Origin of the sequence: Paenarthrobacter sp. NPDC091711, assembly GCF_044756605.1 — a bacterium.
GTDB lineage: Bacteria > Actinomycetota > Actinomycetes > Actinomycetales > Micrococcaceae > Arthrobacter.
In genome coordinates, this window is sequence record NZ_JBIVTF010000001.1 from 562,050 (window position 1) to 586,238 (window position 24,189).

Annotated in this window: 25 protein-coding genes; 18 read left to right on the forward strand and 7 right to left on the reverse strand. The window is 61.6% G+C overall.

Annotated features, from left to right (window positions below):
- The first annotated feature begins 9 nt into the window (after positions 1-9).
- The 5 genes from ACIQH5_RS02535 to mtr all read left to right on the forward strand — a co-directional run bounded on the left by ACIQH5_RS02535 (position 10) and on the right by mtr (position 4,240).
- Positions 10-222, forward strand: a complete 213-nt coding sequence (locus ACIQH5_RS02535; RefSeq protein WP_062066064.1) for an MbtH family protein — start codon at positions 10-12, stop codon at positions 220-222.
- Positions 219-1,193: an ATP-binding cassette domain-containing protein gene (locus ACIQH5_RS02540; protein ID WP_400399996.1), complete on the forward strand. Its 975-nt coding sequence runs from the start codon at positions 219-221 to the stop codon at positions 1,191-1,193. The genes ACIQH5_RS02535 and ACIQH5_RS02540 overlap by 4 nt, the downstream gene beginning before the upstream one ends.
- Positions 1,190-1,990: an ABC transporter permease gene (locus ACIQH5_RS02545; RefSeq protein ID WP_400399998.1), complete on the forward strand. Its 801-nt coding sequence runs from the start codon at positions 1,190-1,192 to the stop codon at positions 1,988-1,990. Before ACIQH5_RS02540 ends, ACIQH5_RS02545 begins: the two co-directional genes overlap by 4 nt.
- Complete coding sequence (locus ACIQH5_RS02550) at positions 1,987-2,730, forward strand: 4'-phosphopantetheinyl transferase family protein (RefSeq protein WP_400400000.1); 744 nt, start codon at positions 1,987-1,989, stop codon at positions 2,728-2,730. Before ACIQH5_RS02545 ends, ACIQH5_RS02550 begins: the two co-directional genes overlap by 4 nt.
- A 94-nt stretch (positions 2,731-2,824) precedes the next feature.
- Entirely contained in the window at positions 2,825-4,240 is a 1,416-nt protein-coding gene (mtr, locus tag ACIQH5_RS02555; RefSeq protein WP_400400242.1) for a mycothione reductase, read from the forward strand.
- Between the two features lie 30 nt (positions 4,241-4,270).
- Here mtr and ACIQH5_RS02560 read toward each other — a convergent pair whose 3' ends face one another.
- Entirely contained in the window at positions 4,271-5,083 is an 813-nt protein-coding gene (locus tag ACIQH5_RS02560) for a lysostaphin resistance A-like protein (RefSeq protein ID WP_400400002.1), read from the reverse strand.
- Positions 5,084-5,263: 180 nt separating this feature from the next.
- Between ACIQH5_RS02560 and ACIQH5_RS02565 the strand changes: the two genes are divergently transcribed.
- From ACIQH5_RS02565 to ACIQH5_RS02580, 4 genes are all read left to right on the forward strand, one after another.
- Positions 5,264-6,043: a CPBP family intramembrane glutamic endopeptidase gene (locus ACIQH5_RS02565; protein ID WP_400400004.1), complete on the forward strand. Its 780-nt coding sequence runs from the start codon at positions 5,264-5,266 to the stop codon at positions 6,041-6,043.
- A gap of 98 nt (positions 6,044-6,141) precedes the next feature.
- On the forward strand, positions 6,142-6,876 hold the full coding sequence (locus tag ACIQH5_RS02570) for a GAF and ANTAR domain-containing protein (protein ID WP_400400006.1): 735 nt from the start codon (positions 6,142-6,144) through the stop codon (positions 6,874-6,876).
- Between the two features lie 9 nt (positions 6,877-6,885).
- Positions 6,886-7,599, forward strand: a complete 714-nt coding sequence (locus tag ACIQH5_RS02575; RefSeq protein ID WP_400400008.1) for a GAF and ANTAR domain-containing protein — start codon at positions 6,886-6,888, stop codon at positions 7,597-7,599.
- 143 nt (positions 7,600-7,742) lie between these two features.
- Positions 7,743-8,858 (forward strand): fatty acid desaturase family protein, encoded by a 1,116-nt coding sequence (locus tag ACIQH5_RS02580; protein WP_400400010.1) that lies wholly within the window; start codon positions 7,743-7,745, stop codon positions 8,856-8,858.
- Here the strand turns inward: ACIQH5_RS02580 and ACIQH5_RS02585 are convergent.
- From ACIQH5_RS02585 to ACIQH5_RS02605, 5 genes are all read right to left on the reverse strand, one after another.
- The gene (locus tag ACIQH5_RS02585; protein ID WP_400400012.1) at positions 8,855-9,598 is read right to left on the reverse strand and encodes a GAF and ANTAR domain-containing protein; all 744 of its coding nucleotides are present in this window, start codon (positions 9,596-9,598) and stop codon (positions 8,855-8,857) included. The two genes, ACIQH5_RS02580 and ACIQH5_RS02585, sit on opposite strands and share 4 nt — an antisense overlap.
- 163 nt (positions 9,599-9,761) lie before the next feature.
- Positions 9,762-10,583 carry an ABC transporter ATP-binding protein gene (locus tag ACIQH5_RS02590; protein WP_400400014.1) on the reverse strand — a complete coding sequence of 274 codons (822 nt, stop codon included), beginning with the start codon at positions 10,581-10,583 and terminating at the stop codon, positions 9,762-9,764.
- Positions 10,580-12,364, reverse strand: a complete 1,785-nt coding sequence (locus ACIQH5_RS02595) for a dipeptide/oligopeptide/nickel ABC transporter permease/ATP-binding protein (protein WP_400400016.1) — start codon at positions 12,362-12,364, stop codon at positions 10,580-10,582. The genes ACIQH5_RS02590 and ACIQH5_RS02595 overlap by 4 nt, the downstream gene beginning before the upstream one ends.
- Positions 12,357-13,403 carry an ABC transporter permease gene (locus tag ACIQH5_RS02600; protein ID WP_400400018.1) on the reverse strand — a complete coding sequence of 349 codons (1,047 nt, stop codon included), beginning with the start codon at positions 13,401-13,403 and terminating at the stop codon, positions 12,357-12,359. The genes ACIQH5_RS02595 and ACIQH5_RS02600 overlap by 8 nt, the downstream gene beginning before the upstream one ends.
- Positions 13,404-13,417: 14 nt before the next feature.
- Entirely contained in the window at positions 13,418-14,998 is a 1,581-nt protein-coding gene (locus ACIQH5_RS02605) for an ABC transporter substrate-binding protein (protein WP_400400020.1), read from the reverse strand.
- Between the two features lie 309 nt (positions 14,999-15,307).
- Here ACIQH5_RS02605 and ACIQH5_RS02610 point away from each other — a divergent pair, with 309 nt between their 5' ends.
- The 9 genes from ACIQH5_RS02610 (at position 15,308) to ACIQH5_RS02650 (ending at position 23,440) form a co-directional block, all read left to right on the forward strand.
- The gene (locus ACIQH5_RS02610) at positions 15,308-15,940 is read left to right on the forward strand and encodes an RraA family protein (RefSeq protein ID WP_400400022.1); all 633 of its coding nucleotides are present in this window, start codon (positions 15,308-15,310) and stop codon (positions 15,938-15,940) included.
- Between the two features lie 50 nt (positions 15,941-15,990).
- Positions 15,991-17,340: an MFS transporter gene (locus ACIQH5_RS02615; RefSeq protein WP_400400023.1), complete on the forward strand. Its 1,350-nt coding sequence runs from the start codon at positions 15,991-15,993 to the stop codon at positions 17,338-17,340.
- Positions 17,341-17,431: 91 nt separating this feature from the next.
- Positions 17,432-18,235 carry a LamB/YcsF family protein gene (locus ACIQH5_RS02620; protein WP_400400024.1) on the forward strand — a complete coding sequence of 268 codons (804 nt, stop codon included), beginning with the start codon at positions 17,432-17,434 and terminating at the stop codon, positions 18,233-18,235.
- Between the two features lie 37 nt (positions 18,236-18,272).
- Positions 18,273-19,046 carry an allophanate hydrolase subunit 1 gene (locus tag ACIQH5_RS02625; protein WP_400400025.1) on the forward strand — a complete coding sequence of 258 codons (774 nt, stop codon included), beginning with the start codon at positions 18,273-18,275 and terminating at the stop codon, positions 19,044-19,046.
- A complete protein-coding gene (locus ACIQH5_RS02630; protein WP_400400027.1) occupies positions 19,046-20,074 on the forward strand; it encodes a biotin-dependent carboxyltransferase family protein in 1,029 nt (342 codons plus the stop codon). Before ACIQH5_RS02625 ends, ACIQH5_RS02630 begins: the two co-directional genes overlap by 1 nt.
- A gap of 107 nt (positions 20,075-20,181) precedes the next feature.
- Positions 20,182-20,979, forward strand: coding sequence for an SDR family oxidoreductase (locus ACIQH5_RS02635; protein WP_253467912.1), 798 nt, complete (start codon positions 20,182-20,184; stop codon positions 20,977-20,979).
- A 65-nt stretch (positions 20,980-21,044) separates the two neighbouring features.
- On the forward strand, positions 21,045-22,214 hold the full coding sequence (locus tag ACIQH5_RS02640; protein WP_400400029.1) for a pyridoxal phosphate-dependent aminotransferase: 1,170 nt from the start codon (positions 21,045-21,047) through the stop codon (positions 22,212-22,214).
- Between the two features lie 6 nt (positions 22,215-22,220).
- Positions 22,221-22,823: a TetR/AcrR family transcriptional regulator gene (locus ACIQH5_RS02645; protein ID WP_400400031.1), complete on the forward strand. Its 603-nt coding sequence runs from the start codon at positions 22,221-22,223 to the stop codon at positions 22,821-22,823.
- A gap of 29 nt (positions 22,824-22,852) precedes the next feature.
- Positions 22,853-23,440 carry a TetR/AcrR family transcriptional regulator gene (locus ACIQH5_RS02650; protein WP_400400033.1) on the forward strand — a complete coding sequence of 196 codons (588 nt, stop codon included), beginning with the start codon at positions 22,853-22,855 and terminating at the stop codon, positions 23,438-23,440.
- A 10-nt stretch (positions 23,441-23,450) separates the two neighbouring features.
- Here the strand turns inward: ACIQH5_RS02650 and ACIQH5_RS02655 are convergent, their stop codons facing one another.
- On the reverse strand, positions 23,451-23,933 hold the full coding sequence (locus ACIQH5_RS02655; protein ID WP_400400035.1) for a hypothetical protein: 483 nt from the start codon (positions 23,931-23,933) through the stop codon (positions 23,451-23,453).
- Positions 23,934-24,189 lie beyond the last annotated feature (256 nt).

Genomic DNA, 24,189 nt, shown 5'->3' on the forward strand with positions numbered 1-24,189 from the left:
TCAATCCTCGTGACGAACCCGTTTGATGACACTTCAGCAACCTTTACCGTCTTGGTGAACCAATACCAGCAACACTCACTGTGGCCATCGTTCGCGGCCACACCCAAGGGGTGGGTGGCTATGTTCGGCCCGGACAGCCGCGAGGCGTGCTTGGAATACGTGTCGCAAACGTGGACTGATATGGCTCCCCGCAAGGTTTCCGAGCTGGCCGCCAGCCAGTGATCCGTATAGAGAATGTCCGCAAAAACTACGGCACGTTCACGGCCCTGGACGGACTGACACTCAACGCCGCCGAGGGGACTGTGCTGGGACTCCTGGGACCTAACGGCTCAGGCAAGACCACCACCGTCAAGGTCCTCACCACCTTGCTGGCACCGGATTCAGGGGATGCTTGGGTGGCCGGACACTCGGTCAGCAAACAGCCTGAACTTGTACGACGCAATCTGGGTCTCTCGGGACAGTACGCGGCAGTGGATGAAAAACTCACCGCCTTTGAAAACCTCCACATGGTGGGGCGCCTCTATGGCATGAACCGCAGGAACGCCTCCGCCCGCGCCCACGAATTGTTGGCCGACTTCCGGCTGACGGACGTTGCCGGCAAGCGGGCCGGCGCGTTCTCGGGCGGCATGAGACGCCGACTCGACCTTGCCGGAGCCGTGGTGGCGCGGCCCAAAGTGGTGGTGCTGGACGAACCCACCACCGGGCTAGACCCACGAGGCAGGCTTGATACGTGGGAAGTAGTGGCAGACCTTGTATCCGCCGGAACCACCGTCCTGCTGACCACGCAGTACCTGGAAGAAGCTGACAAGTTAGCGGACCACATTGCCGTCATAAACCATGGCAGCGTGATCGCCGAAGGCAGTGCGTCGGAGCTCAAAAACCGTGCGGGGTCGGAGCGCGTGGACATCACCATACGCAATGCCACAGACCTTCAGCTTGCCTCGTCCATTCTGGCAGCACAAACCCGCGGATCCTCAGCGCCGGACGTCGAGCCAGCGGCGCTGAGAGTTTCCGTTGCAGCACCCGGAGGGCACGGCGTGCTGGTACGCGTCTTGGCCGAATTGGACGCGCGATCTGTCCCGGTGACAGAAGCTTCCCTGCGCCGGCCCACGTTGGACGACGTCTTCCTCCAGCTCACCGGAGGAAGTGCCCAGCCGCAAGGGCACACACGCAAGGACGAGGTACCAGCATGAGCGTCATGACCGCGGCTGTCCGGGATAGTTCCGTCATTGCACACCGCAATCTGCTCAACGTTCTCCGTACCCCTGGGGCGCTGGTGACAGGAATCGTGCAACCTGTCATGTTTGTCCTGCTTCTGGGCTTCGTCTTCGGCGGCTCGCTGGGTGGCGAGCAGTATCGCAGCTTCCTCATCGGCGGCATCCTGGCCCAGACCTTGACGTTCAATGCGTCCTTTACGGCTGTGTATCTGGCCAAGGACCTTCAACTCGGACTCATTGACCGTTTCCGCTCCCTGCCAATGTCCCGGGTGGCAGTGATCCTCGGGCGCACCACCTCGGATCTGTACACCAGCGTCATTTCAGTTGTGGTGACTCTCGTCTGTGGTCTGGCCGTCGGCTGGCGGATACACACCGGCGTACTGCAGGTCATTGCTGCCCTCGGCGTTCTGCTCCTGTTCGCCTTTGCCGTGTCCTGGATCGGGGCGCTGATCGCATTAACGGCACGCAGCGTGGAAGTAGCCCAGAGCCTTGGCCTGGTGTGGTTGTTCCCTGTTACCTTCGTGTCCGGCGCCTTCGTCTCCACGGCTTCCCTCCCGGTTCCATTACGGGCCATTGCCGAATGGAACCCGGTGACCTCCGTGGCCACGGCTGTGCGCGAGCTCTTCGGAAATGCTGCACCTTCCGGTTTCATTGCCCCCGGCGGCTGGCCTGCAGAGAACGCCTTGGTGTATGCCTTGGCCTGCAGCATTGCGATCATCGCTGTGTTCGCACCGCTGGCCATCGCAAAGTACCGGCGCATCAGCAAGCTGTGAAGGCCCGGAGCGCCGCCTTCGCCGTCGGGTACGTGATCCTGCCTTCCGCCGACGTCGAGGCGGCGTGTTCCGGCGTCGGCGGTTTGGACCGTTTTCTGTCCCCAGCCGAAACGGCCGCCCGGGCACAGTTCCGTAGCATGGCGGACAGCCAGGACTATGCGGCCTCACATGTTCTGCTGCGACTGCTGGCGACGCACCAGTTGGGGCTGGAGCCGCTTGCGGCCCCTGCATTGAACATCACACGGCAGTGCCCGGGCTGCGGCAGCACCGACCATGGGCGGACGGTCCTGCCGGGAATGTCGCTGAGCCTTTCCAGGAGCCATGGCCTGGTGATGGCGGCAGTAGGGCCGGCCTCAGCCAGCGTTGGCGTTGACATTGAACGCGTCCCATCCGGACTTTTCGACGGCTTTGACAACTACGTTCTTGATCCCCGGGCTGCGGCTTCCATGGACAACACGGACGTGCCGTCAAGGATGCGCCAGTGGGTTGCCAAAGAAGCAATACTCAAAGCCGCAGGGCTGGGCCTCAGTTTCCCGCCGTCTGCTGTGGCGCTGGTCTCCGCTAAGCGGAATTCCGGTAGCTTCCACGCCGTTTGTCCGGAGCAGCCACTGATCGATGGCCTGACGATTCACCACGTCCCAGCCAGTGCAACGCACCTTGCTGCCGTATCCATCAGGGGATGCGGCCCACCGCTACCCCGCGACGTCACCGAGGTAGTTCCAGCTCTGTTGGCCTGCTAAGTCGCTGATCCGCCCGCTGTAGTCGAGATGCCGCTCCTCCCCTTCGAAAAGTGTTCAGTAGGGTGGAGAAGACCCCAAAGTGAGGACCATGTCCATGCATACAACCGCCAATAAGACCATCGTGGATCGGCACTACGACCTGGTCATCATCGGCACCGGGTCCGGAAATTCCATTCCAGGACCCGAATTCGAAGACCAGTCGATCGCGATCATCGAGAAAGCGTCGTTCGGCGGTACCTGCTTGAACGCCGGCTGCATCCCGTCAAAAATGTACGTGCACACCGCTGACACCGCGCTGGACATCGTTGATTCCGGACGGCTGGGCCTCCACGCCGAGGTCACGTCCATAGACTGGCCCGGCATGGTTGACCGCAACTTTGGGAAGCGCGTCGATGCCATTTCCGCCGCCGGTGAGGAATACCGCCGCGGCCCAGACAGCCCGAACGTCGACGTCTACGACCAGCACGCCGTCTTCGTCGGAGAACGCACCTTGCGCACGGGCCAAGGGGCTCAACAGAAAATCATCTCCGGTGACCAAATCGTCATCGCTGCAGGCTCCCGGCCCTTGATCCCCGAGGCCATCGCCGCCTCGGGCGTGCGGTACCACACCAACGAGGACATCATGCGGCTCCCGCAGCTCCCCACATCGCTGGTCATCATCGGTGGTGGATCCATCGCCATGGAGTTCGCCCACGTCTTCGACGCCCTCGGCACGGACGTCACCATCATCACCCGGTCCACGCTCCTACGGAACCTCGATGACGACCTGCACATCCCCTTCAATGACTTGGCCGCCGAGCGCTTCGACATCCGGTCCGGCAGGACCACCGTCGGCGCCGATCAGACCAAGAAAGGCATAACTGTCAGGCTCGACGACGGCTCCTCCGCCACCGGGGAGGTACTGTTGGTGGCCACAGGGCGCATCCCCAATGGGGACCTCTTGGACCTGCCCACGGGTGGGATCGAGACCATAGGAGCCGGGCGCATCAAGGTGGATGAGTACGGTCGGTCAACCTCCGCCGCAGGTGTCTGGGCCCTTGGCGACGTCTCCTCTCCTTACATGCTCAAACATGTTGCCAACGCCGAGATGCGCGCCGTGCGCCACAACCTGCTGAACCCGGAGAACCTGCAGAAAATGCCGCACGACCACGTGCCGGCTGCCACCTTCACCCACCCGCAAATCGCCACCGTCGGTATGACCGAATCCCAAGCCCGCGAGCAAGGCCGCAACGTGACAACCAAAGTTCAGAGCTATGGGGACGTCGCCTACGGCTGGGCCTTGGAAGACACCACCGGCATCTGCAAACTCATCGCCGATAAAGACACCGGCAAACTCCTCGGCGCCCACTACATGGGCCCCCAAGCATCAACCCTGATTCAGCAAATGATCACCGTCCTGGCCTTCGACCTCGACGTTCGCCAGTTCGCGGGCAAGCAATACTGGATCCACCCCGCACTGCCCGAAGTCACCGAGAACGCCCTGCTCGGTCTCACATTCAATCCACAGTAGACCGGCAAAACGTCCGCACGCTCCAGCGACTCAGGAAGTCCTGGGTGCGGACTCCCTGCTCGCTAAGGATCTCCTCTGTGGATCGGGCGCGAACTGCAGAGTCCCTACGCTCCCGGTTGGCCAACGCTTCTTCACATAGACGAAAACGAGCACTATGATCAGTACTCGAGCCAGCATGCCTGGGATACCGCCTTCGGGACCATAGGCGCCACCGTTCAGGATCTCCGCGCCGGAGGAGGTGGAGCTGAACCAGCCCGGCACAACATGGCCACTGATCGGGAACCCAAACAGGCCTTGCGACATGTTCCAGCCCAGGTGGAGCCCGAAAGGAAGCCATACGCTGCGCGTGGTCAGGAAGGCGACGGCGTAGATGACCCCGCCGAGTCCTGTCCCAAACGCACCGACCGCGGTGGCGCCCTCGTTTCCCAGATGCCCCGCACCAAAGAGGGCTGCCGTAACAAGCACAGCTATCCACCGCCCGCGCTGGAGGCGTGACAGTACTATGGCCACGCCGCTGAGCAGCAGAACTCGGAATAACAGCTCTTCGAGCGCTGCCGCTCCGGCCAGCGGGACCAGTACTTCGTTGACGAACGACGTCCAGGTGAGAGTGCCCGGTTGGACTGAAATCGCTCCCAAAAGCATTTCGACGACGAACACCAGCCCGATCGCGACGAACGTGATCGCAAGACCAATGACAACGTCAATCGGCAGCCAGCGGTTGAAGGTCAGGCCGAGACTACGAAGAACCGGCTTGCGCTTGGCCATGCAGTAGCCAATGGCAAAGATCCCAAAGCCGAGTGCCAGCACGTACGTGAAGACGCTGAACGCCAACGACGGGGTCATGTGTCCAGCTCCATGGCGGTCAGCTTTCGGTAGTAGACGGTGGACAGGCCAGCCGGAAAGTTGACCGTGGCCCTTTCGGCTTCAATCTAGCAACGATATGGTTCTCTCAGCCAGAGTCCCCCACCTGATTGGCTCTGGTTGCAGACAGCGGCTTTGAAGGGGTTTCGGATGGACGATTCAATGAGTGTTCCAGCTGTCGATGAGCGTAAGAAGCGGTTCGGCCGCCTCATCGAACGGGATGATGGCCGTGATGTCCCTTTCTATGACGGCCAGCCCGCGGAAATTGCCACGTGGAAATGGATCGTCGTCATCGTTTCCTGCATGGTTGGATTTGCGGCGCTGGTTCTGCTTCCGCAAAACACCAACGTCATTGCGCTGCTCCCCCGATTCCTGTTCGTTGCCATCCCCCTGGCCGTGTTCATCTGGCTCACAGGGTCTTACTGGAAATCGATTTTCCATAAGCCGACCGGCGCAGACTACCTTGCCATGGTCATCTTCTGGCTCCTCAACTTGGTCATCAGCTTCGTGGTGGGCATCATCGTGTCGTCCATTTTCGGAGCCAACGCCAACAAGGCCACGGACGGGATCCTGGAGCGTGGACCCGGCGAAGTGGTGGCCTTCTACGTCGGAACCGGTATCCAGTTGCTCGGCGAAGAGGTCTTCACCATTCTGCCGTTCCTGGCAGTCATGTATTGGCTGTACTCCAAAGCGAAACTTAGCCGCACAACGTCGTTGCTTCTGGCCTGGCTCATCACAGCACTGTGGTTCGGTGCAGCCCACTTGCCAACGTACGGATGGAACGTTGCCCAAGCACTCCTGGTTATCGGAACCGCCCGGATGGTGTTAACGCTGGCCTTCATACGGACGAAGAACATTCTCGTCTCCACCGGAGCGCACGTGCTCAATGACTGGGTGTCCTTCAGCCTGGTCCTCCTGGCGGCTGCCACAGCAGGAAGCTGACCTACAGGCAGAGGCGACTGCCGCCGTCGAGATCCACCACAGCCCACGGGCTTATGGTTGAGGAAGCAGTCAGAGCCCGGCTGTCTTGAGGACAAAGAATGGTGGACACTGGTGCAGCCGAGCCATCGCAGAAGATCTCACGACGCATGCCCCAGATGACCTCAGCGTCGGAGAATGCCCTCGACGCCGATCTGTGCGCCGCATTCCTCCAGGAATTGCCCATCAATGGCGCGGCCGTATCTGTCTTTGGTGGTTCTGCAGCCGAAACACTGATGTGCGCATCCGACGCTACAGCAGCCCGGCTCGATGAGCTCCAGTACGATCTCGGCGACGGGCCACGGTGGGATGTTTTCCGTAGCCAGCAACCGGTCATGATCCCCAATTTGAGCGGCATCGGAGCCCGGTCATGGCCGGCCTTCGCCGAGGCAGCCACCACAACGGAAGCTGCGGCACTCTTCGTCTTTCCCTTGCTCGCCGGTGGCCTGGCCATCGGCGTGGCGGAGCTTTACTGCACCTCACCATGCGAGTTCACCCCCGCTCAGGCAAGCCAGGCCGCCCGCATCGCCGGCAGGACCGCGTGGGCATTGCTGCGGGGATTTGTGCCGGACGATGGAGCCGGATCGGCGGGCATTCCACTGGCGCGGCGGGAAATCCACCAAGCAACCGGCATGGTGCTGGTCCAAACCGACAGCACCGCCTATGAGGCGTTACTGTTGCTGCGCGGCCACGCCTTCGCCAGCGGGCGTTCGTTGCAGGAAACAGCCTTGGACGTGGTGAGCCGTCGGCTGGATTTCACCCCAGAAGCGGGCGTCTCCGATACCGGTTCACAGTAAAATGCAGACATGGTCATCAAAAGCAGAGCCGAACGTCTGAGCGATACGTTCGTGAAGCTGACCGATACCCTCGTTGCAGACTACGATGTCCTGGACCTGCTCCACACTCTCGTCGCAGATGCCGTCGATTTGCTCGACGCCGCCCAGGCCGGACTGTTACTCTCCGACGCCGACGGGAACCTCCAATTGCTCGCGTCCACCAGTGAGCAAAGCCAGCTGGTGGAACTACTGCAACTCGAAGCAGGAGCGGGCCCGTGCGTAGAGTGCTACCGCAGCGGAACAGTCATCACCGTAGATGACATCAGCAACCTTGGTGACCGGTGGCCGGCTTTCCAACACATTGCCTTGGACATGGGATTCAGGTCAGTCCACGCGGTGCCAATGCGCGTCCACACCAGGGTCATCGGCGCCATGGGTTTGTTCGGCGCCGAGACAGGCGCCCTGACCCCCGAAGACGCCGCCATCGCCCAGGCCATGGCCGATGTGGCGACCATCAGTCTTCTTCAGGAACGCACCATCCGCGAAGCAGGCGTTCTCAACGACCAACTCCAGCGTGCGTTGACTACCCGCGTACTCATCGAGCAAGCCAAAGGTGTCATCGCACAGACCAAAAACCTCACAATGGACGACGCTTTCAACGTGCTGCGCGCTCATGCTCGCGCATCCCGGCAAAATCTGCACGACGTGGCCGAAAGCATCGTCAAACGCACCCTGATGATCTAGCACTCATCCTTGTTAGCCGCGGGCAAAAGGATTGCCCCCACAGATCCATTCCCTATGGACTCAGAACACCCTTCGTGCCTACGCTGGTGTTGTTGCCCCAGACCTCGGCAGTGCAGTCCAAGCACACACGAGGAGGCAATATCTTGTCGCTCATCAACCAGCCCCCACCGGTGGTGCCCACGCGCGCGCCAGCTGCCCAGAAGGCAACGTCCGGAATCCGCATCAACAAAGTCACCAGCAGTTACGCGGGCCTTTTGGCGTCAGTTAAGGAAGCAGGGCTTCTTGAGCGTTGCCGCGGCCGTTACCTCCTGCTCTTGATGTTCCTGATCCTTGCGGGCGGGGGCGTCTGGGTGGCCTTCTTCGTTCTGGGCGATTCTTGGCTCCAACTTGCAGTCGCGGCCGCACTCGGTGTTCTCTTCACGCAATTCGCATTAGTCGGACACGAAGCCGGGCACTTTCAGGTCTTTGCTTCCCGGACGGCAAACGAGTGGGCTGCACGCCTGCTGGCAACGTTGGTAGTGGGCATGAGTTACGCCTACTGGACCGACAAACACTCAAGGCATCACGCCCGGCCGAACGTGGTTAGTAGGGATCCGGACATCGCTCCCGGCGCCATCGTGTTCCACAACGAGGTGCCGACTACCCGTGGACGGTTTTCCCGGGCCTACGGCAGGCGACAGGGTTACCTGCTCTTCCCACTGCTTTTGTTCCTTGGGTGGACGTTACACATCGACTCGCTGAAGTACTTGCTGCGTCCTGGGCAGGTGAAGTTTCGCTGGCTTGAGCTAGGCCTGCTGGGTGTGCGCTTTGGCACCTACATCGGTTTGCTCTTCCTGGTGCTGTCCCCTGGCCTGGCTGCGGCGTTTATCGGGGTTCAGGTCGCCGTCTTCGGTCTATACATGGGCGGAACCTTTGCACCCAACCACAAAGGGATGCCGATACTGCCCCAAGACAGTCGTGCCGACTTCCTGACCCGGCAGGTCCTCACGTCCCGCAACATCACCGGCAATGGATTCGTGACGTTCTTCATGGGTGGGCTCAATTACCAGATCGAACACCATTTGTTTCCTGACATGCCCCGCCGGCATCTGTGCGAAGCCAGTCAACTTGTCAAGGCACACTGCGTGCTCGCTGGCATCCCATACACCGAAACCGGGCTGATTCGCTCCTACGCAATCGTGATCCGCTACCTCAATAAGGTCGGTCTCGCCGCGGCTGATCCGTTCACCTGCCCCCTCGCCGGGGAGCACAGGCGCTAGGCGTCGAAGTGGGTCCGCACTCGTGGGTCTTCTGAAACTGAAGCAACCACAGACGCAGCGATGTCGCGGAGTTTGACGTTTCGTGTGCTGGAGGCAATTTTCATGATGGTGATGGCCGTTTCCTGGTTGCACCGGTTTTGGGCCATGATGGCACCCGTTGCCAGGTCGATGGTCGTGCGCGATTCCAAGGCAGCTGTGAGATTGGTTTTCGCCTCGGCCAGCTGGCTGATTTTCACGGCGAGACGGAGTGCTTTCGATGCGTGATATGCGTAAGACTCCACAGCGTCAATATCCTCACGGCTAAAGCCCTCGGAACGGGTGGAGTACAGATTGAGGCCCGCTTCCGCTTCTCCCGACAGGGCAAGCGGCACGGAAAGGCTAGATCCGACTCCCACCTCCAGCGCGGCCTCCGTATACGAAGACCAACGGTGCTCCTGGGACAGGTCCGGGATATGTACGGCGGTTTGGTTGCGGATCGCGGACAAACATGGCCCGTCCCCGGCGCCGTACTGGATCTTATCGAGCTGAACGGCACCCTCTTCGCTGCTGGCCACAGTTACCGGCTTCTTTCGCTGCATCAGGGTGATGCTGCAGAAGGCAATGGCAGGGTCGGTCAGGGTAAGCGAGGTGAACTCGGCGAGTTCGTCCAACATTTCCCTCACGTCATCGGTCTTCAAGACAAGGTCCTGCATATGGTCGACAACTAGATCGGCGGGAAGTATGCGTGATTCAAGGGCCATGACGGCCTCATTCCTCATTGTGCCCTGACAACAACCCTTGACGGGGGACACCGGGAGGACGGAAAGCAGCGCGTGCGGCTGTCACCTGAGTATGCGCCACCACCTAAGCAATAGCCAGCAGCCCGGCGCACAGCACTTCCGCTTGGCTCAGCACTTCGATGGCTCAACGGGTCATTACACGGCGTTCCCCAATATCGAACCCCGGCCCTCCCGGAACAGAGTCAATCAGTCGGCGCGTGTAGGCGTGCTGTGGATTCCCGTAAACCTCATCGACATCCCCCTGCTCAACTACTTCACCATGGAACAAGACCAGGATTTCATCGCTGACGTGGTGCACAACGTCCAGGTCATGCGAGATGAATGCCATGGTGAGGTCCAATTCCTTCCGGAGCCTGCCAATGAGGTTCAAGATCTCAGCTTGAACAGAGAGATCCAAAGCGGAGGTGATCTCGTCCGCGATGATCAGTTTCGGCTGCACAGCCAAAGCCCGGGCAATAGCGATGCGTTGGCGCTGTCCGCCGGAAAACTCGTGTGGATAGCGTTCGGCCACGTCGGGATCCAGGCGGATGGTTGAGAGCCAGTAGGAGATCTTCTCGCTGTGTTCCTTGGGATTGGCCCGCAGGGGATCGATTGCCTCCGCGAGGGTTTGCCCAATGGTCCGCCGGGGGTTGAGCGAGGAATACGGGTCCTGGGGAACCATCTGCACAACCCGCCTCATGCGGCGTCGCTCGGCCCCGGACATTTTGGTCACGTCGCGGCCGGAGAACGAGATCAGGCCGTCACTGGGCTTCACCAGGCCCACAATCGCTTTGGCCATAGTGGACTTTCCCGAGCCCGACTCCCCTACGATGCCCAGCGTCTTGCCTGCATGGATGCTGGCGGTGACTCCTTTGAGGACAGTGGCGGCGGAACGTCCGGAACCGAATGTGACCTTGACGTCGTTCAGTTCCAGAACCGGCTGATTCTGAGTTGTAACAGCGCTCATTTGGCGGTCTCCTCGACAGTCCGGCTGGTGGTGACGTTGCCGCCCGTAGCGGGGTCGTCGTCGAAAACTTCATCCAAGGCGAAGTCCTTGGCAGAAACGGTGACAAGTTCGGCCTTGCGTTCGGCAATGGACGGCGTCGCGGCGAGAAGTGCCTTGGTGTACGGGTGCTTGACCTTGCCGGCGGCGAGCTGTTCGCCCGTGAGCCGCTCGAGGATCTTGCCTCCGTTCATCACGATGACCTTGTCGCATAGCGCCTGCACCACTCCAATGTCGTGGGAGATGAACAGCATGGCCGTGCCCATTTCGCGGTTGATGGTGCGGAACTGCCGGAGCACATCGGCCTGGACCGTCACGTCGAGGGCTGTGGTGGGCTCATCGGCGATGATCAGGCGGGGGTCCGTGACCAAGGTCGAAGCGATCATGGCTCGTTGCAGCATCCCGCCGGAGAGTTCGTGGGGGTGTTGCTTCATCCGTTTTTCGGGTTGGGTAATCCGAATGTCTGCCAAGGCCTTGACCATCCGGCCGAACGCAGTACTGCGGGACTGACCGAGATGCACGCGGCTTACTTCAGTGAGCTGCGATCCAATGCGGAGGGCCGGATTGAAGCTTGTTCCCGGGTCTTGATAAACGAGGCCTATCGAGGTGGCGAGCTCGCGTGGGTTGTTCTTCTTCAAGAGGTTCAGCTCGCCAAGACGCATGGTCTTGGCACTGACGCCCAGTTCCTCCGGCAGCAGCCCGGCGATGGACATGGCGGTGAGGGATTTTCCGGAACCGGACTCCCCCACCAGGCCCACCACCTCACCAGCATGGATGCTGAGAGACACACCCTTGACCAACGGAACGCCAGACGGCGTGGTGACGGTCAGGTTGTCCACCTCAACCAGCGCTTGGGCATCGGCACGCATGGATTCGGGCATCTCGGAAGCTTTACGAAGGCTGCCAAATTTCCGCCCGCCGCGGGGATCGGTGGCGGCAGCAAGGCCGTCACCGATCAGCATGGCGCCCAGACCGGTAATGGTAATCATGATGGAAGGCATCACAGCCTGAAGAGGCTGGGAATAGATGTTGACGAGCCCCTCGTTCAACAGGCGGCCAAAGTCATACTCAGGATTCTGTACGCCCAAGCCAATGAAAGACAGGCTGGAGAGGTCGATCAACGTAGTGGCGAAAACGGTGGCGGTCAGCACCAGGAGCGGTTCCGCCATGTTCGGCAGCAGGTGCCTGGTGATGATGTGCGGACCGGAGACGCCAAGCAACCTGGCGGTGGAGACGTAGTTGCGCTGGGAGATCGAAGCCGCCATGTTCGCGGTGAGCCGGGCGAACGCAGGGATGCTGGCGATGGAAATGGCCAATACTGCAGACCACGTGCCTTGGCCGAGGATGGCGGCGATCAGCAGCGAGAAGATGAGGCTCGGGTAGGCGACGGCGGCTTCGATGACGCGGAGCACGGCGGCGCGGATGCGGCGGGGTGCCAGCCATACGGCGGTGCCGATCGCGATGCCTGCGACGACGGCAATTGCCGTGGTCGCCGCCGTCATGAGGAGTGTTAAGCGGGTGGCCACGAGAGAACGGGCAAGGACGTCGCGGCCGAAGTCGTCGGTTCCGAGCCAGTGCTCGGTGCTTGGTCCTTGCGAGGCCTGCGGTGTCAGTTTTTCCGCAGCTTCTGAGAGGAACATCGGCGCGAGGATGGCAGTGAGGACCATGATGGACATCATGACGATGCCCACAATGAGGCCGGTGGTCCAGCGGAACCTGCGGCGGGGACGGGCTGTCTCAGCCATTGGACTTTCCTCCGAGCGTACGGGGGTCGATGAGGCCGAGAATGACGTCGACCAGCAGATTGAGGACGATTGCCAGGAAACCCAGAACCAGGATGATGCCCTGGATCACTGGGTAGTCCTTATTGACGATGGCTGTGACGATCTCGCGGCCCAAGCCCGGCCAGTTGAAGACGTTTTCCACGATGATTGCGCCGCCGAGCATGCCGGCCAGGATGAGCCCGGCCAACGTGAGTGCCGTCGTCAACAGATTGGGCAAGGCGTGCCGTGCATACAAGCGCAGCGACGGCAACCGCCACCCTCGGGCAGTCCTCAAGTAATCCTGCTCAAGGACGGTGGATGTCTCGCGGCGGACCACGCGGGCGATGGAGCAGATGGGAGCGATCGACAGGCCAATCACGGGCAGTATGAGTGCGCTCAGTGAAGCTGCTCCGGCTGCTGGCAGGACCTTCAGGATAATTGCGAAGAGGACCACCAGCATGGTGGAGACCACGTACTGCGGAACAGCCTGGAAGAATCCGGTCAGCATGCCGAAGGACACGTCGAGCCATTTTTTGCGGCCGCCACGGGTCAGGATGCCCACGAGCATGCCGGTAGGAACTGAGACCAGGAGCACCAGGATGATACCGAGCACGGCGAGTTCTGCGGTGAAGGGCAGCTTGGTGGCGATGATCTGCGAGACCGAGGTGCTGTAGGCAAAGGATTCCCCCAAGTCTCCGGTGAAAAGGCCGCCCACATAGTTGATGAACTGGACGAAGAGAGGTTCGTTGAGACCGAGACTGCTGCGAATGGCTTCTATTTGTTCCGACGTGGCATCCGCGCCTGCCACTGCAACGGCAGGATCGCCGGGGATGAGCGGAACCATGAAGAAGGTCACCACCACCAGAAGGGCGACGGAGAGGATGACACCGCCGGCGCGGCGGAGGGCGTAGTCGGCCCAAGGGGAAAGACTCAGGGCACCGCCCCGGGGGCGCTTAGTGGCCCCCGGGGTTGTGCTCTCAAGGATCTGTACTTCCTTAGAGAGCATGGTTGGTTCAGTCATCGTGAAACCTCTGCTTATTTAGTGATGCGCATGGTGGCGTAGTCGACGATTCCCGACGGCGCCTGGATGGAGAATCCGGAGCGTTGCGCAACGATCTGCGGCTCGCCGACAAACGGAACGATGTCGTTGTCGCTCAGGATGCTCTTCTGCGCTTTGGTGTACGCGTCGCAGCGGGCCCCTTCGTCGGTGGCAGCTTGGGCGGTGGCGATGTCCGCGAGGATGTCGGCGTTTTCGCCACCGCCAATGTTGCGGCCACCCTTCTCGGTGGGAACTCCAGCGATACGGGTCAGGGAAGCTGCCACGGTCCCTACGAAGTTGGCGTCACCCTGGACGGTAAGGTCCCAGGTTTCGGGCTTGGTCTGGGTCATGGTGGCCCACGCTCCGTTGTCCACGAGCTGTAGTTCCACCGTGGCCCCTGCAGCACGGAGTGCTTCCTGGACGTAGGTGCTGCCTGCACCGTTCGGGCCGATGCTGGTGGTTCCCACCATCTTGAATGTCTTGCCTGCCAGCACGGCCTTGGCAGCTGCGGCGTCTTCGGGCGTCAGGCTTGAATTGTCCGGAAGAACGCACGGAACGGTAGGGGCGACAATCGAGTTGTAGGTAATGCCTTTTCCGGCGTAGGCGGCAGAGTTGAAGGCTTGCTGGTTCATCAGCTGAGCCACGGCCTTACGCAGTGCGGGATCCGTGAAGGGGCTGCCTTCGCGCTGGTTGAAGAGCAGGAAGATGCCGGCAAACGGGACTGTGGTGACGGCATAGTCTTTGTTGCTTTCAAAACGCTGGACGTCCGAGGGTGCGATGTCGGAGACGTCCATCTCGCCTGTGAGGAGCTGGTTGGCCACCGTTGTCTTGTTGACGCCGGGGAAGAACCGAACGGTCTTGGCTGGAGTTCCCTCCAACGGTTTGGACCATTGGGGCCAGGCCTTGTAGTCCTCACGCAGGGTCATGTCGTAGCTGACGCCGTGGCTGGACTTCGTCAGTGTGTACGGGCCGGAGAAGGCTCCTTTGACGCTGCCTTTGGCCAGGCCCTCCAGATCAGCAAGGCCTGCCGGGCAGATAATACCGGTCTGAGCCAACGTCAAACCGCCAATGAGTTCGGACCACGGTTGTGCAAGCTTGATATCCACGGTGCCTGCGGCGTCATCACCGGTAATGGTGGGCTGGCCTGGGCCGAAGACGAGCTTGCCGAAGTTGTTCTTGGTGGCTGGATCGGCGAAGTAGCTCAGTGACTTGGCCACGATGCTGGGCGTAATAGCTGTGCCGTCCGCACAGGTCGCATCCTTGCGGATGGTCAGCGTGGCTTCAGAGGCAGTGGATTTCCATTCCGTGGCCAGGCCGCCGATGAACTTCCCGTCGGCGTCCCGGCGGACCACGGTGTCGAACAGGAAGCGCGCTACCTCGTAGTCGTCCTTCGCGTTGGCTTTGGCGGCATTGAAGGTGGTGGGGTCGGCGTTGAGTGCAGTCCTGATGGTGTCGGTGGACATTGTCCCGCCGGTGCCGCCGGAGGATGCCTGACCGCCCGTAGTGCAACCGGTCAAAAGGAACGCGGCGGCGGCGACGGTTGCCGCCGCTGCCATGAAAGTGGAACGTCCTTGCATAGGGATGAGCCTCCTGGTCGCCTTCGAGTCTCTGGCCATTGCGGATGCGAGCGCATCTGGCGGAGAAACGGAAGGATTTGATCTGCGATAACTTTCGCGAATGAGAAGAGTTTCTCTAATTGAATCGACTAAGTCAACGCTTTTTTGTGAGTTCCCCCACAAGTGACCCCCGCCACGCCGATGTTTTACACGCTGGAAACAGAAGGGCCTTGACGTGGTGGGGAAAAAACGCGAAACTTTTCTCATATGTGATTGACGTCTCAAGGCGTCCTACTCATCCGGAACCCGGAACAACCAAAGGTGGAAGACATGGCAACGACCCTCGAGCTCACAGTCCGCAAGGCTCAGTGGACCCGACCGCCGCGGGAGCTGGTCCGCGCGTTTGAGGAGTTCCCGGTGGCCAATATTGGCGACGCCATGGAACGCCTGGGCATGGTGGACGGAAACATCAACCCGGTCTGGGCCGGCGCCAAATGTGTGGGTTCCGCGTTGACCGTTCTCGGCGCGGCAGGCGACAATGCCGCCGTCATCGAGTCCCTCAACTACATCGAGCCTGGTGACATCCTGGTGATCAACGGCTTCGGACACGAGCACCGGGCCTTGGTAGGCGAACAACTTTCCCAGCGTTTCGAGGCCGCAGGCGCAACCGGAGCAGTTATCGATGGCTATATCCGTGACCGCGCAACCATCACCGAGATCAAGTTCCCTGTCTTCGCACGTGGAACCACCCCTGCCGGACCGTTCAAAAACGGCCCCGGCGTGATCGGCGAACCGGTGGCAATCGGCGGCATAGTTTGCTCCGCCGGTGACATCGTCGCCGCAGATGATGACGGCGTCGTCATCATCCCCCAGGCCCGTGCGGCCGAAATCCTCGAGCTGGTCAAGGCCGTCGCAATCCATGAGGCCGAGATGACTGCCGAGATCACCCGCGAATACAGCTAGTCCTCCCCTACTCCCCCAACGGGACCCCGCTTAGACTGAGAGAACCCGCAATGACTAACACATCGACGGAATCAGTGACACTGAACACCGCTCAAATCAAGGTCGTCACCGCTGACGGCAAGGTGGTGCGCAAGGCAACCTTGGCCGGCACCATGGGCTCCTTCGTGGAATGGTATGACTACGGAATCTACGGTCTGCTCACCACGTACCTGGCCATCAACATCATGGGTTCCAAGGACCTTGGTTCGCTGCTGCTGACCAATGTCGGCTTCCTGGTGAGCTTCCTGGCCCGCCCCTTTGGCAGCGTCATCGCCGGTTACCTCGGGGACAAGCTTGGACGCAAGAACCTGCTGGCCGTACTCCTGCTCCTGATCTCCGGCGCCACGGCTTGCATCGGCCTCATCCCGTCGTCCTCCGTGATCGGCTGGGCTGCCCCGGCACTGCTGATCCTCTTCCGCATCCTCCAGGGTTTCTCGGCGGGCGGTGAAGTGGCAGGCGCCATGGCTTTCGTTGGCGAGTATGCCCACGACAAGCACCGCAACTTCTCCATGAGCTTCATCGCGGTGGGCTCCTTCTGCGCCCTCCTCTTCGGCAGCGGCTTCTCCGCCATGCTCATCACCACTTTGGGTGACGCCACCATGGAAGCCTGGGCCTGGCGCATTCCGTTCCTGTTCGCGCTCCCCCTGGGCTACGTAGGTTTCTACATCCGTTCCAAGATGGAAGACACCCCGCACTTTGCCGCACTGCGTGAACGCAACGTTGTGGAACGTAACCCGTTGCGAGCCGTGTTCACCTCCAAGCGCCACCTCAAGGCCATCGCCCTGACCATCTTCCTGCCCGCCGTGAACGGTCCCGGCTACTACCTGCTGTTCGCATACATGCCCACGTATTTGAAGACTCAGCTGGGCAGCGGCAACAACTTCAGCATGCTGCAGGCCCTCATGGTCACGGCCGTCAGCCTTGTTGCCATCATCATCGCCATCCCGCTCATGGCCCGTTTGTCCGACCGCATCGGCCGCAAGCCCGTCCTGATGCTTTCGGCAGTGCTCATGGCCTTGGTTTCCTACCCGATGTTCGCCATGATCACCACCGGAAACATGACCCTGGCCTGTGTAGCAACTGTTGTCATGGCCATCGCATTCTCCGGGCACGCCGCCGTGGTCCACACGGTCCTGACCGAAATGTTCCCCACGACCGTCCGCTACAGCGCCTACAGCATTGGCTTCAGCATCAGCACCATCATCTTTGGCGGCAGCGCTCCGCTGGTGATGACCGAGCTGATCAAGAGCACCGGCAACAGCATGGTCCCGGCCTACGCCGCGATCGGAACGGCCATCATCACTCTGGTCTCCATCTTCTTCCTCAAGGAGACCAAGGGACAGCCTCTCGCCACCCACTAACAAGACACGCACGACGGCGGCCTGCCGCCATTGCCGACCGGCCGCCGTCGTTGGACCATAAAGCACTACAACGAAACCATTGGGAGTCACCTTGGGCATCAATTCAGTCGCTGTCGTCGCCGACCTCGGCGAAAGCTACGGAAACTACACCATCGGCGATGACGACGCCCTGCTGGGCCTGGTCACCGCCTCCAACATCGCCTGCGGCTTCCACGCCGGAGACCCGCGAGTCATGGACACCACCGTCAAGGCCTGCCTCGAGCGCGGAATCGAACTGGGCGCGCACCCCGGCTACCCGGACCTGGTGGGCTTCGGACGCCGCCTCATCGAAGCCAGTGAAGAGGAAATCCGGACGGATGTCCTCTACCAAATCGGGGCCCTGGACGCTTTTGCCCGCATTCACGGCGGCAAGATCAGCCACGTCGCCCCGCACGGCCGCATGGGCAGCATCGCCCAGACTGACGCGAAGCACGCGCGCGCCATCACCGATGCCATCAAAGCCTACGATCCGTCGTACATCGTGATCTGCCAGAACGGTCTCCTGGCCGATGAATCCCGCAAGCGCGGACTCGAGGTGGGCTACGTCTTCCTGGCCGACCGCGGCTATGGCGAAGACGGTATGCCCGTTTCCCGCAACACCGAGGGTGCTCTCCTCCACGATCCCGAGGAGATCGGGCGCCGTGTGGTCCAGGTTGTCACCGAGGGCACGGTTCGCGCCGTCACCGGCAAGGTGGTCCCGCTCGGCCACGACGCCGACGTCGTCCTCCTCCACGGTGACCACCCACAGGTGCTGGAGAACGGCACAGCCCTTCGCGCCGCTCTGGACCAGGCCGGCGTCAAGGCCACCGGGCTGCAGGAAGTGCTGGCCGAAAAAGCCCGCCTGGCAACGGTCTGATTCAGCCGCGCACCTACTACCGAGCACCCAAGGACACATGAGTACGCACCCAGCTCCCGGACAGCTGAGCCCGGCATCGGAGACAACCGACATCAAAGCAGTTCCCTTCGGCGACTCGGCGCTGATGGTCAGTCTGGCTTCCGGGACCGCAGAGGAACGTCAGTCCGGGAGCCGCGGGCTGCGCGAAATCCTGCTGAATGTGCGTCCTCACGGTCTGCTGGACGTCGTGGCTGGCGTTGATTCCATCCTGGTGGAATTCGACTGTCTCACCGTCAGCCACACCCAGCTGGCGCAAACCATCCGGCTGGCCGCGGCAAGTAGGGGCTTCGAAGGCGACGGGCCAGCCCACCTCGGGAAGCACTTCACCATTCCCATGGTGATCAACGAATCGTTTGCACCGGATCTCACGGACGTGGCGGAAGAGCTAGGCATCAGCAAGGAGGCCGTCCTGGGACACCTCGAGGCCTCGGAATTGAACATCAACCTTCTGGCCTCAGCCATGGCGCCCATGATCGGCAGGGTGCAGTTTCCCGGACAGGTCAGCCGGTGCAAGGAACCACGCACCAATGTGGACCCAGGATCCGTGATGGTGGCCGGAACCAATGCCATCATCCAGCCGTTCCCCGGACCGACCGGGTGGAAGGTCATCGGGCGCACCCCCCTGACCATTTGTGACATCCGGGAGAACCCGCCCACCTCCTTCAAGCCCGGCGACACCGTCCGGTTCAAGGTGGTCCCGGAAAGTGAATGGGAACGGCTCGAAGGACGGTTCCTACGTGCCGATTCCGACACCACCAAGGGGGAACACTGATGCCGGCGTCCGAACGAAGCGTCACCATCAAAATCCGTGAGGCCGCTTGGCTGGCGACCTTCCAGGATTTGGGCAGGGAGCAGTCCGAGGCCTTGGGTGTCCCCTGCGGCGGGGCGGCGGACCAGCACTCCGCGTCCGTGGCCAACATCCTGGTGGGCAATCCGCGGAATGCCACCGGCATCGAAATCATGGGTGGCCGGTTCTCCTTCACCACCTCAAAGCCCTTGCTGATCTCGGTCACGGGGGCGCCCGCGGATGTCACTGTCAACGGCAGCAAAGTACAGATGTGGGAACCGGTGTGCGTCCCCGCGAAAGGCCGGGTGGTCATCGCCAACGCCCACGGCGGCATGCGCAACTACCTCGCCTTCAGCGGCACCGTGGTCGCCGACCATTTCATGGGCAGCACCGCACCGGAAGCACGGATGGGCTTTCCCCAGCAGATCTCTGCCGGGCAGCACCTGAACCTCATCACGGCCTACGCAGGCTTCGAGCACCCTTACCTGACGCAGCCGTTGTTCCGCCTCCCCGTACCTGTTCCTTCGTTCGATCACCCGGTGTGGACCATCGACATTGTTGAAGGCCCCGAAACTGATGCTGCACACGGAATCAGGGAATTACTCGCCGCACGGGAGTACACGGTGACGGCGAAATCCAACCACGTAGGGCTGCGGCTTGATGGGCCGGTGGTGCATCCGGAAGGGCTCGGTGAGATCGTGTCCCACGGTGTGCCCATCGGCGCTTTCGAAATTCCGCACGGAGACGAACTCATCATCTTGGGCCGTTACCGAACCCTCACCGCCGGCTACCCCATTGTCGCCTTCGCCACCAAGGCCTCGCTTCCCATGTTGGGACAAGCCCGGCCCGGCCAGCGCATGAGATTCCGCTGGGTGAGCCAAGAAGAGGCTGTCGAAAGCCAGCACGAGTCCCAGCGCCGGTTGAACCTCTTGGAATCGCGCGTGCAGAGCCTTTTCAGCGCCATCGATCTGCCACATCACTCACGGCCGGTCGCGGCGCAGGAAGCGGCCTGAAGCGCGTCACGCCCCCGAGGTACTTGACGCTCACGTAAACTAAATGAGAAACTTTTCGCATATGTGATTCGAATCTCTCTACCAACCAGACCCGAGGAACGTAAATAATGGGACTTCTTGAAGGCAAGGTCGCCGTAATCACGGGCGCAGGAACGGGCATGGGCCGCTCCACCGCGGAACTGCTCGCAGCCGAAGGAGCGCACGTGGTGCTGGTGGGGCGCAGGCTATCCGTCCTGGAAGAGGTCGCGGCGGGAATCAAAGCCGACGGCGGCACCGTCCACCCCCGCGCTGCGGACATCGCATCCAAGGACGACGTAGACACCCTGGTGGCCTGGGTCAGCGAAAACGTTGGTCCGGTGGACATCCTGGTCAACAACGCCGGCAGTGCCAGCAAGGTCCTCAACGTCCGCTGGATCAGCCAGGAAGAATGGAACGAGGTCCTGGACGTCAACCTCAACGCCGTCTACCTCCTCACTCAGGCAGTACTCCCGGACATGCTCGCCCGGAACACCGGCACCATCATTACAGTTTCGTCTTTGGCAGCGGTCAATCCCAACCTGCTGGGGGGTGCGGCCTATGGCGCTGCCAAGGCAGCGGTCCGCAACTTCATGACGTACCTGCACAACACCTTCCGCAATGAAGGGCTGCGCGCCATCACCATTCTTCCGGGCGAGACAGCCACTCCGATTCTCGACAACCGAGCCCGTCCACCCAAGGCTGAAGAGCGCGACGCCATGGTCCAGCCGGAGGACGTGGCCCGTGCCATCCACCTCGTAGCCACGCTGCCACAGCGCACTGTGGTCCAGGAGCTCGTCATTGCACCTACTGTGCAACGCGACACCTCCGGGGACATCGAAATCAGCCGCTGGACAGGCGCGCCCGCAGAAGACCTGCCCCGTCCGTGAAACCCCGGCGCCTCTACGCACCCGGCCAAGCCGCCACCCTCCCAACGACTCGAAGCAGGACTGTCATGACCCTTGAACCAACCACCGCCATCGCAGCGTTCCAGCCTTCCGAGGCCGTGCTGCGGGTCCAGCGCACGTCGTTGCGCGTCCAGCAGCCCCAGTCCAAAGGTGACCTCGTGTCGCTGGCCATGGGCGAACCAGACTTCGATACCCCCGAACAGGTCCGCGCTGCTGCGGCCCGTGCCCTGGAAGAAGGGCACACCCATTACTCGCCATTGCTCGGCGAGCTGGTGCTTCGCGAGGAGCTGTCCGCCCGTATCGGCCAGCTCCTCGGCGAAGTGGCCAGCCCCAGCGATGTCCTGATCACCCAGGGCGGAACCGCAGGCCTTTCCGCCGCGATCCTCGGCATCGTGAACCCGGGAGACAAGGTGGTCATCCCGGACCCCACCTACTCCCTGTACGCGGACCTGGTCAGCATGGCCGGCGGAACCGTCGTGCCTGTCCCACTTGCTGAGGACCTTCACTGGGACCTTGAAGCCCTGGCCGCAGCACTTGAAGGGGCCAAGATGTTCGTCTTCTGCAACCCTTCCAACCCCACCGGCATCGTCCACTCCCGCCAGGAGCTGGAAGCGTTGGCGGACATGGTGGCGGGCACGGACACCCTGGTTCTGTCCGACGAGGCCTACAGCGATCTCGTTTACACGCCTGAACCCTTTACTTCCGCTTTGGAAATACCGGGCCTGGCGGGTAGGACCATCTACTGCCAGACATTCTCCAAGAGCTATGCCATGACGGGCTGGCGAGTCGGCTACCTCTGGGGCCCCTCGGATGTCATCGCATCTGCCGCCCGCGTTCACAACACCTTCAACGGTTCAATGAACACCGCGGTCCAGCTCGCTGCCCTGACGGCCCTCAGGACCTGCGGCCCCGACATCGAGCGCATGCATGCTTCTTACGCGGTGCGCCGCGAACTGATGTTTGAGGGCCTCAGCAGGATTCCGGGACTCACGGTCAGCTCCCCTGAAGGGGCGTTCTACCTCTTCCCGAAGTACGACATCGATATGCCGGCAGCGCAGATGGTTGCACACCTGCGCGAGTACGGCGTAGCAGTCCGCCCGGGCAGCGAGTTTGGTCGGAACGGTGAACATCACCTTCGCCTCTCCTACGCTGCCAGTGCCGAGGCGATTTCACTCGGCGTCGAACGCATCGCCGCCGGTCTTGCGGCGCTCAAGTAGGTACCCATGACAGTTCTCGACCCACCGGCCGGGCTGCGGATCGACATGCAGCGAAACCGGAAGCTTTTGGTGGACGCGGCCGGCCGGCTCTTCGGAGCCGGCCGTTCGGCTACCATGTCCGAAATCGCTGCTGAAGCCGGCATCTCGACAGCTACCGCCTACCGCCACTTCGCCTCTGTTGACGATGTGCTTGCCTCGTACCGCTTTGAAGTGGGCCGGGAGCTCTTGGAGTTCAGCCGGGCTTCAGAGGCCGAAGGGCTGGAGCTGTTGAACGCTGTCTGCCACAAATGGGTCCGTTTGGTGGTCCGGCACGGGGCGTCCATGGTTCACACACGATCAGCGGAAGGCTACCTCGCGCGGGTCAGGGCGGGCGCCTACTACCTGACAGTACAAGCTGAAGCATTGGAACGTCCCCTGGAGGAGGCCTCCCGGGCACTGGGCATCCAGCACCCAGGCGATGAAGCGCTCTTCCTATGGAATGGCTTTTTCGACCCCCGGGAAATCTACGATCTCATCGGGAGCCTGAACCTCACTGCGGAGCAAGTGTCCGCACGACTGGTCAGGACTTTCACCGCTGCCCTCACCGGTTGGTCGGCTTCCAGGACCTAAGCTATGAGTTGACGAAAGGGCACCCATCAATGCGTAGTGACACACAGCGCAACCGCAGGCAACTGGTCAAGGCAGCGGGACAACTTTTCGCGTCCCGTCGCGTAACCATCAGCATGACCGATGTTGCCAAGCAAGCGGAAATATCCACTGCCACCGCTTACCGGCATTTCGCTTCAGTCGAGGACATCCTGGCAGAGTACCGGTTTGGCGTCGGCGAGAAGCTGCGCGACTACAGCCTGAAGCAGCAGGAGATGTCCGGCGTCGAGCTTTTGACGGCGGTCAGCCGCAAGTGGGTTGACCTGGTCACCCGTCATGGCGGAGCCATGCTCTACACCCGTTCCGGCGAGGGATACCTTGCCCGGCTCCGCACGGGTGCCTACTACCTGACGGTTCAGGCGGATGCTTTGGAGCGACCTCTGCGCGAAGCCGTCGAGGAACTGGGACTGCCGCCCATCGGCGACGAAGCAATGTTCCTCTGGAACATCCTCTTTGATCCACGCGAAATCCTGGACCTTATCAATACTGTGGGTTTGACCAAGGACCAAGTCACCGCCAGGCTCATCTCTGCACTCAGGGGCGCGCTGGCGGGTTGGAGCGAGAACCGCGAGCAGGGTTAGTCAACCAGGCTCAGTGAGCAGCTGCAGGCCGCATGAGTTCACGGATCCGCTCCGCCGGCAGTGCCGTCAGAGCTGCGACACGGAAGATGTCCAGACGGCCTGATTCCAGGCCCTCCAGTACGTCGCGCCGGAGTTTCTGCGCACTTTGCTCTTTGTCTTCCAACGCAGCATCCAGTTGGCGGACGATGGCGGACAGCCGCGTGAGGTGCCAATCATGCCGAATTCCCGAAAAGTGCAGGTCGTGGTAGGCGCCACCGAGCCGCTTTACATCCGCCGCCCTGATTCCCACCACAGTGGAAATCGCAGACAAGGACACTTTGTCTGCTAAAGCGGCCGCAATTGCCTCATTCCGCTGGCTCAGCAGTGTACGAACACGGCTATCGATGCACGCCCGCGTCACCCGGGACTCGGAGAGGCGCATTTCCACGCGGTTCAAACGGGGCTTTGCAGGCGTTGTGCGGCGACGGGGCCGGGCTTCAGCTACGTAGGTCACGGCGCGTGAGGCCCTGGACCAGCTGCCAGTCAACGGCGGAGTTATCGTGCACCGGCATGATGCTGCCTTCCAGTAACCGCAAGCCCTTTTCCGCCTTCCCGGCGGGCGCCCAGATGCCACTGATCGGGCAATGGCTTCCGGTGCCGGCAACTAATCGGCTCCGGCGTGAACGGTCTTCTGCGGGTTGTCCAACGATGCGCAACATAACGTGCCTCCGGCGTTGTCTCTGGTTCTTGTCTTAATCCTATGGTCCAGC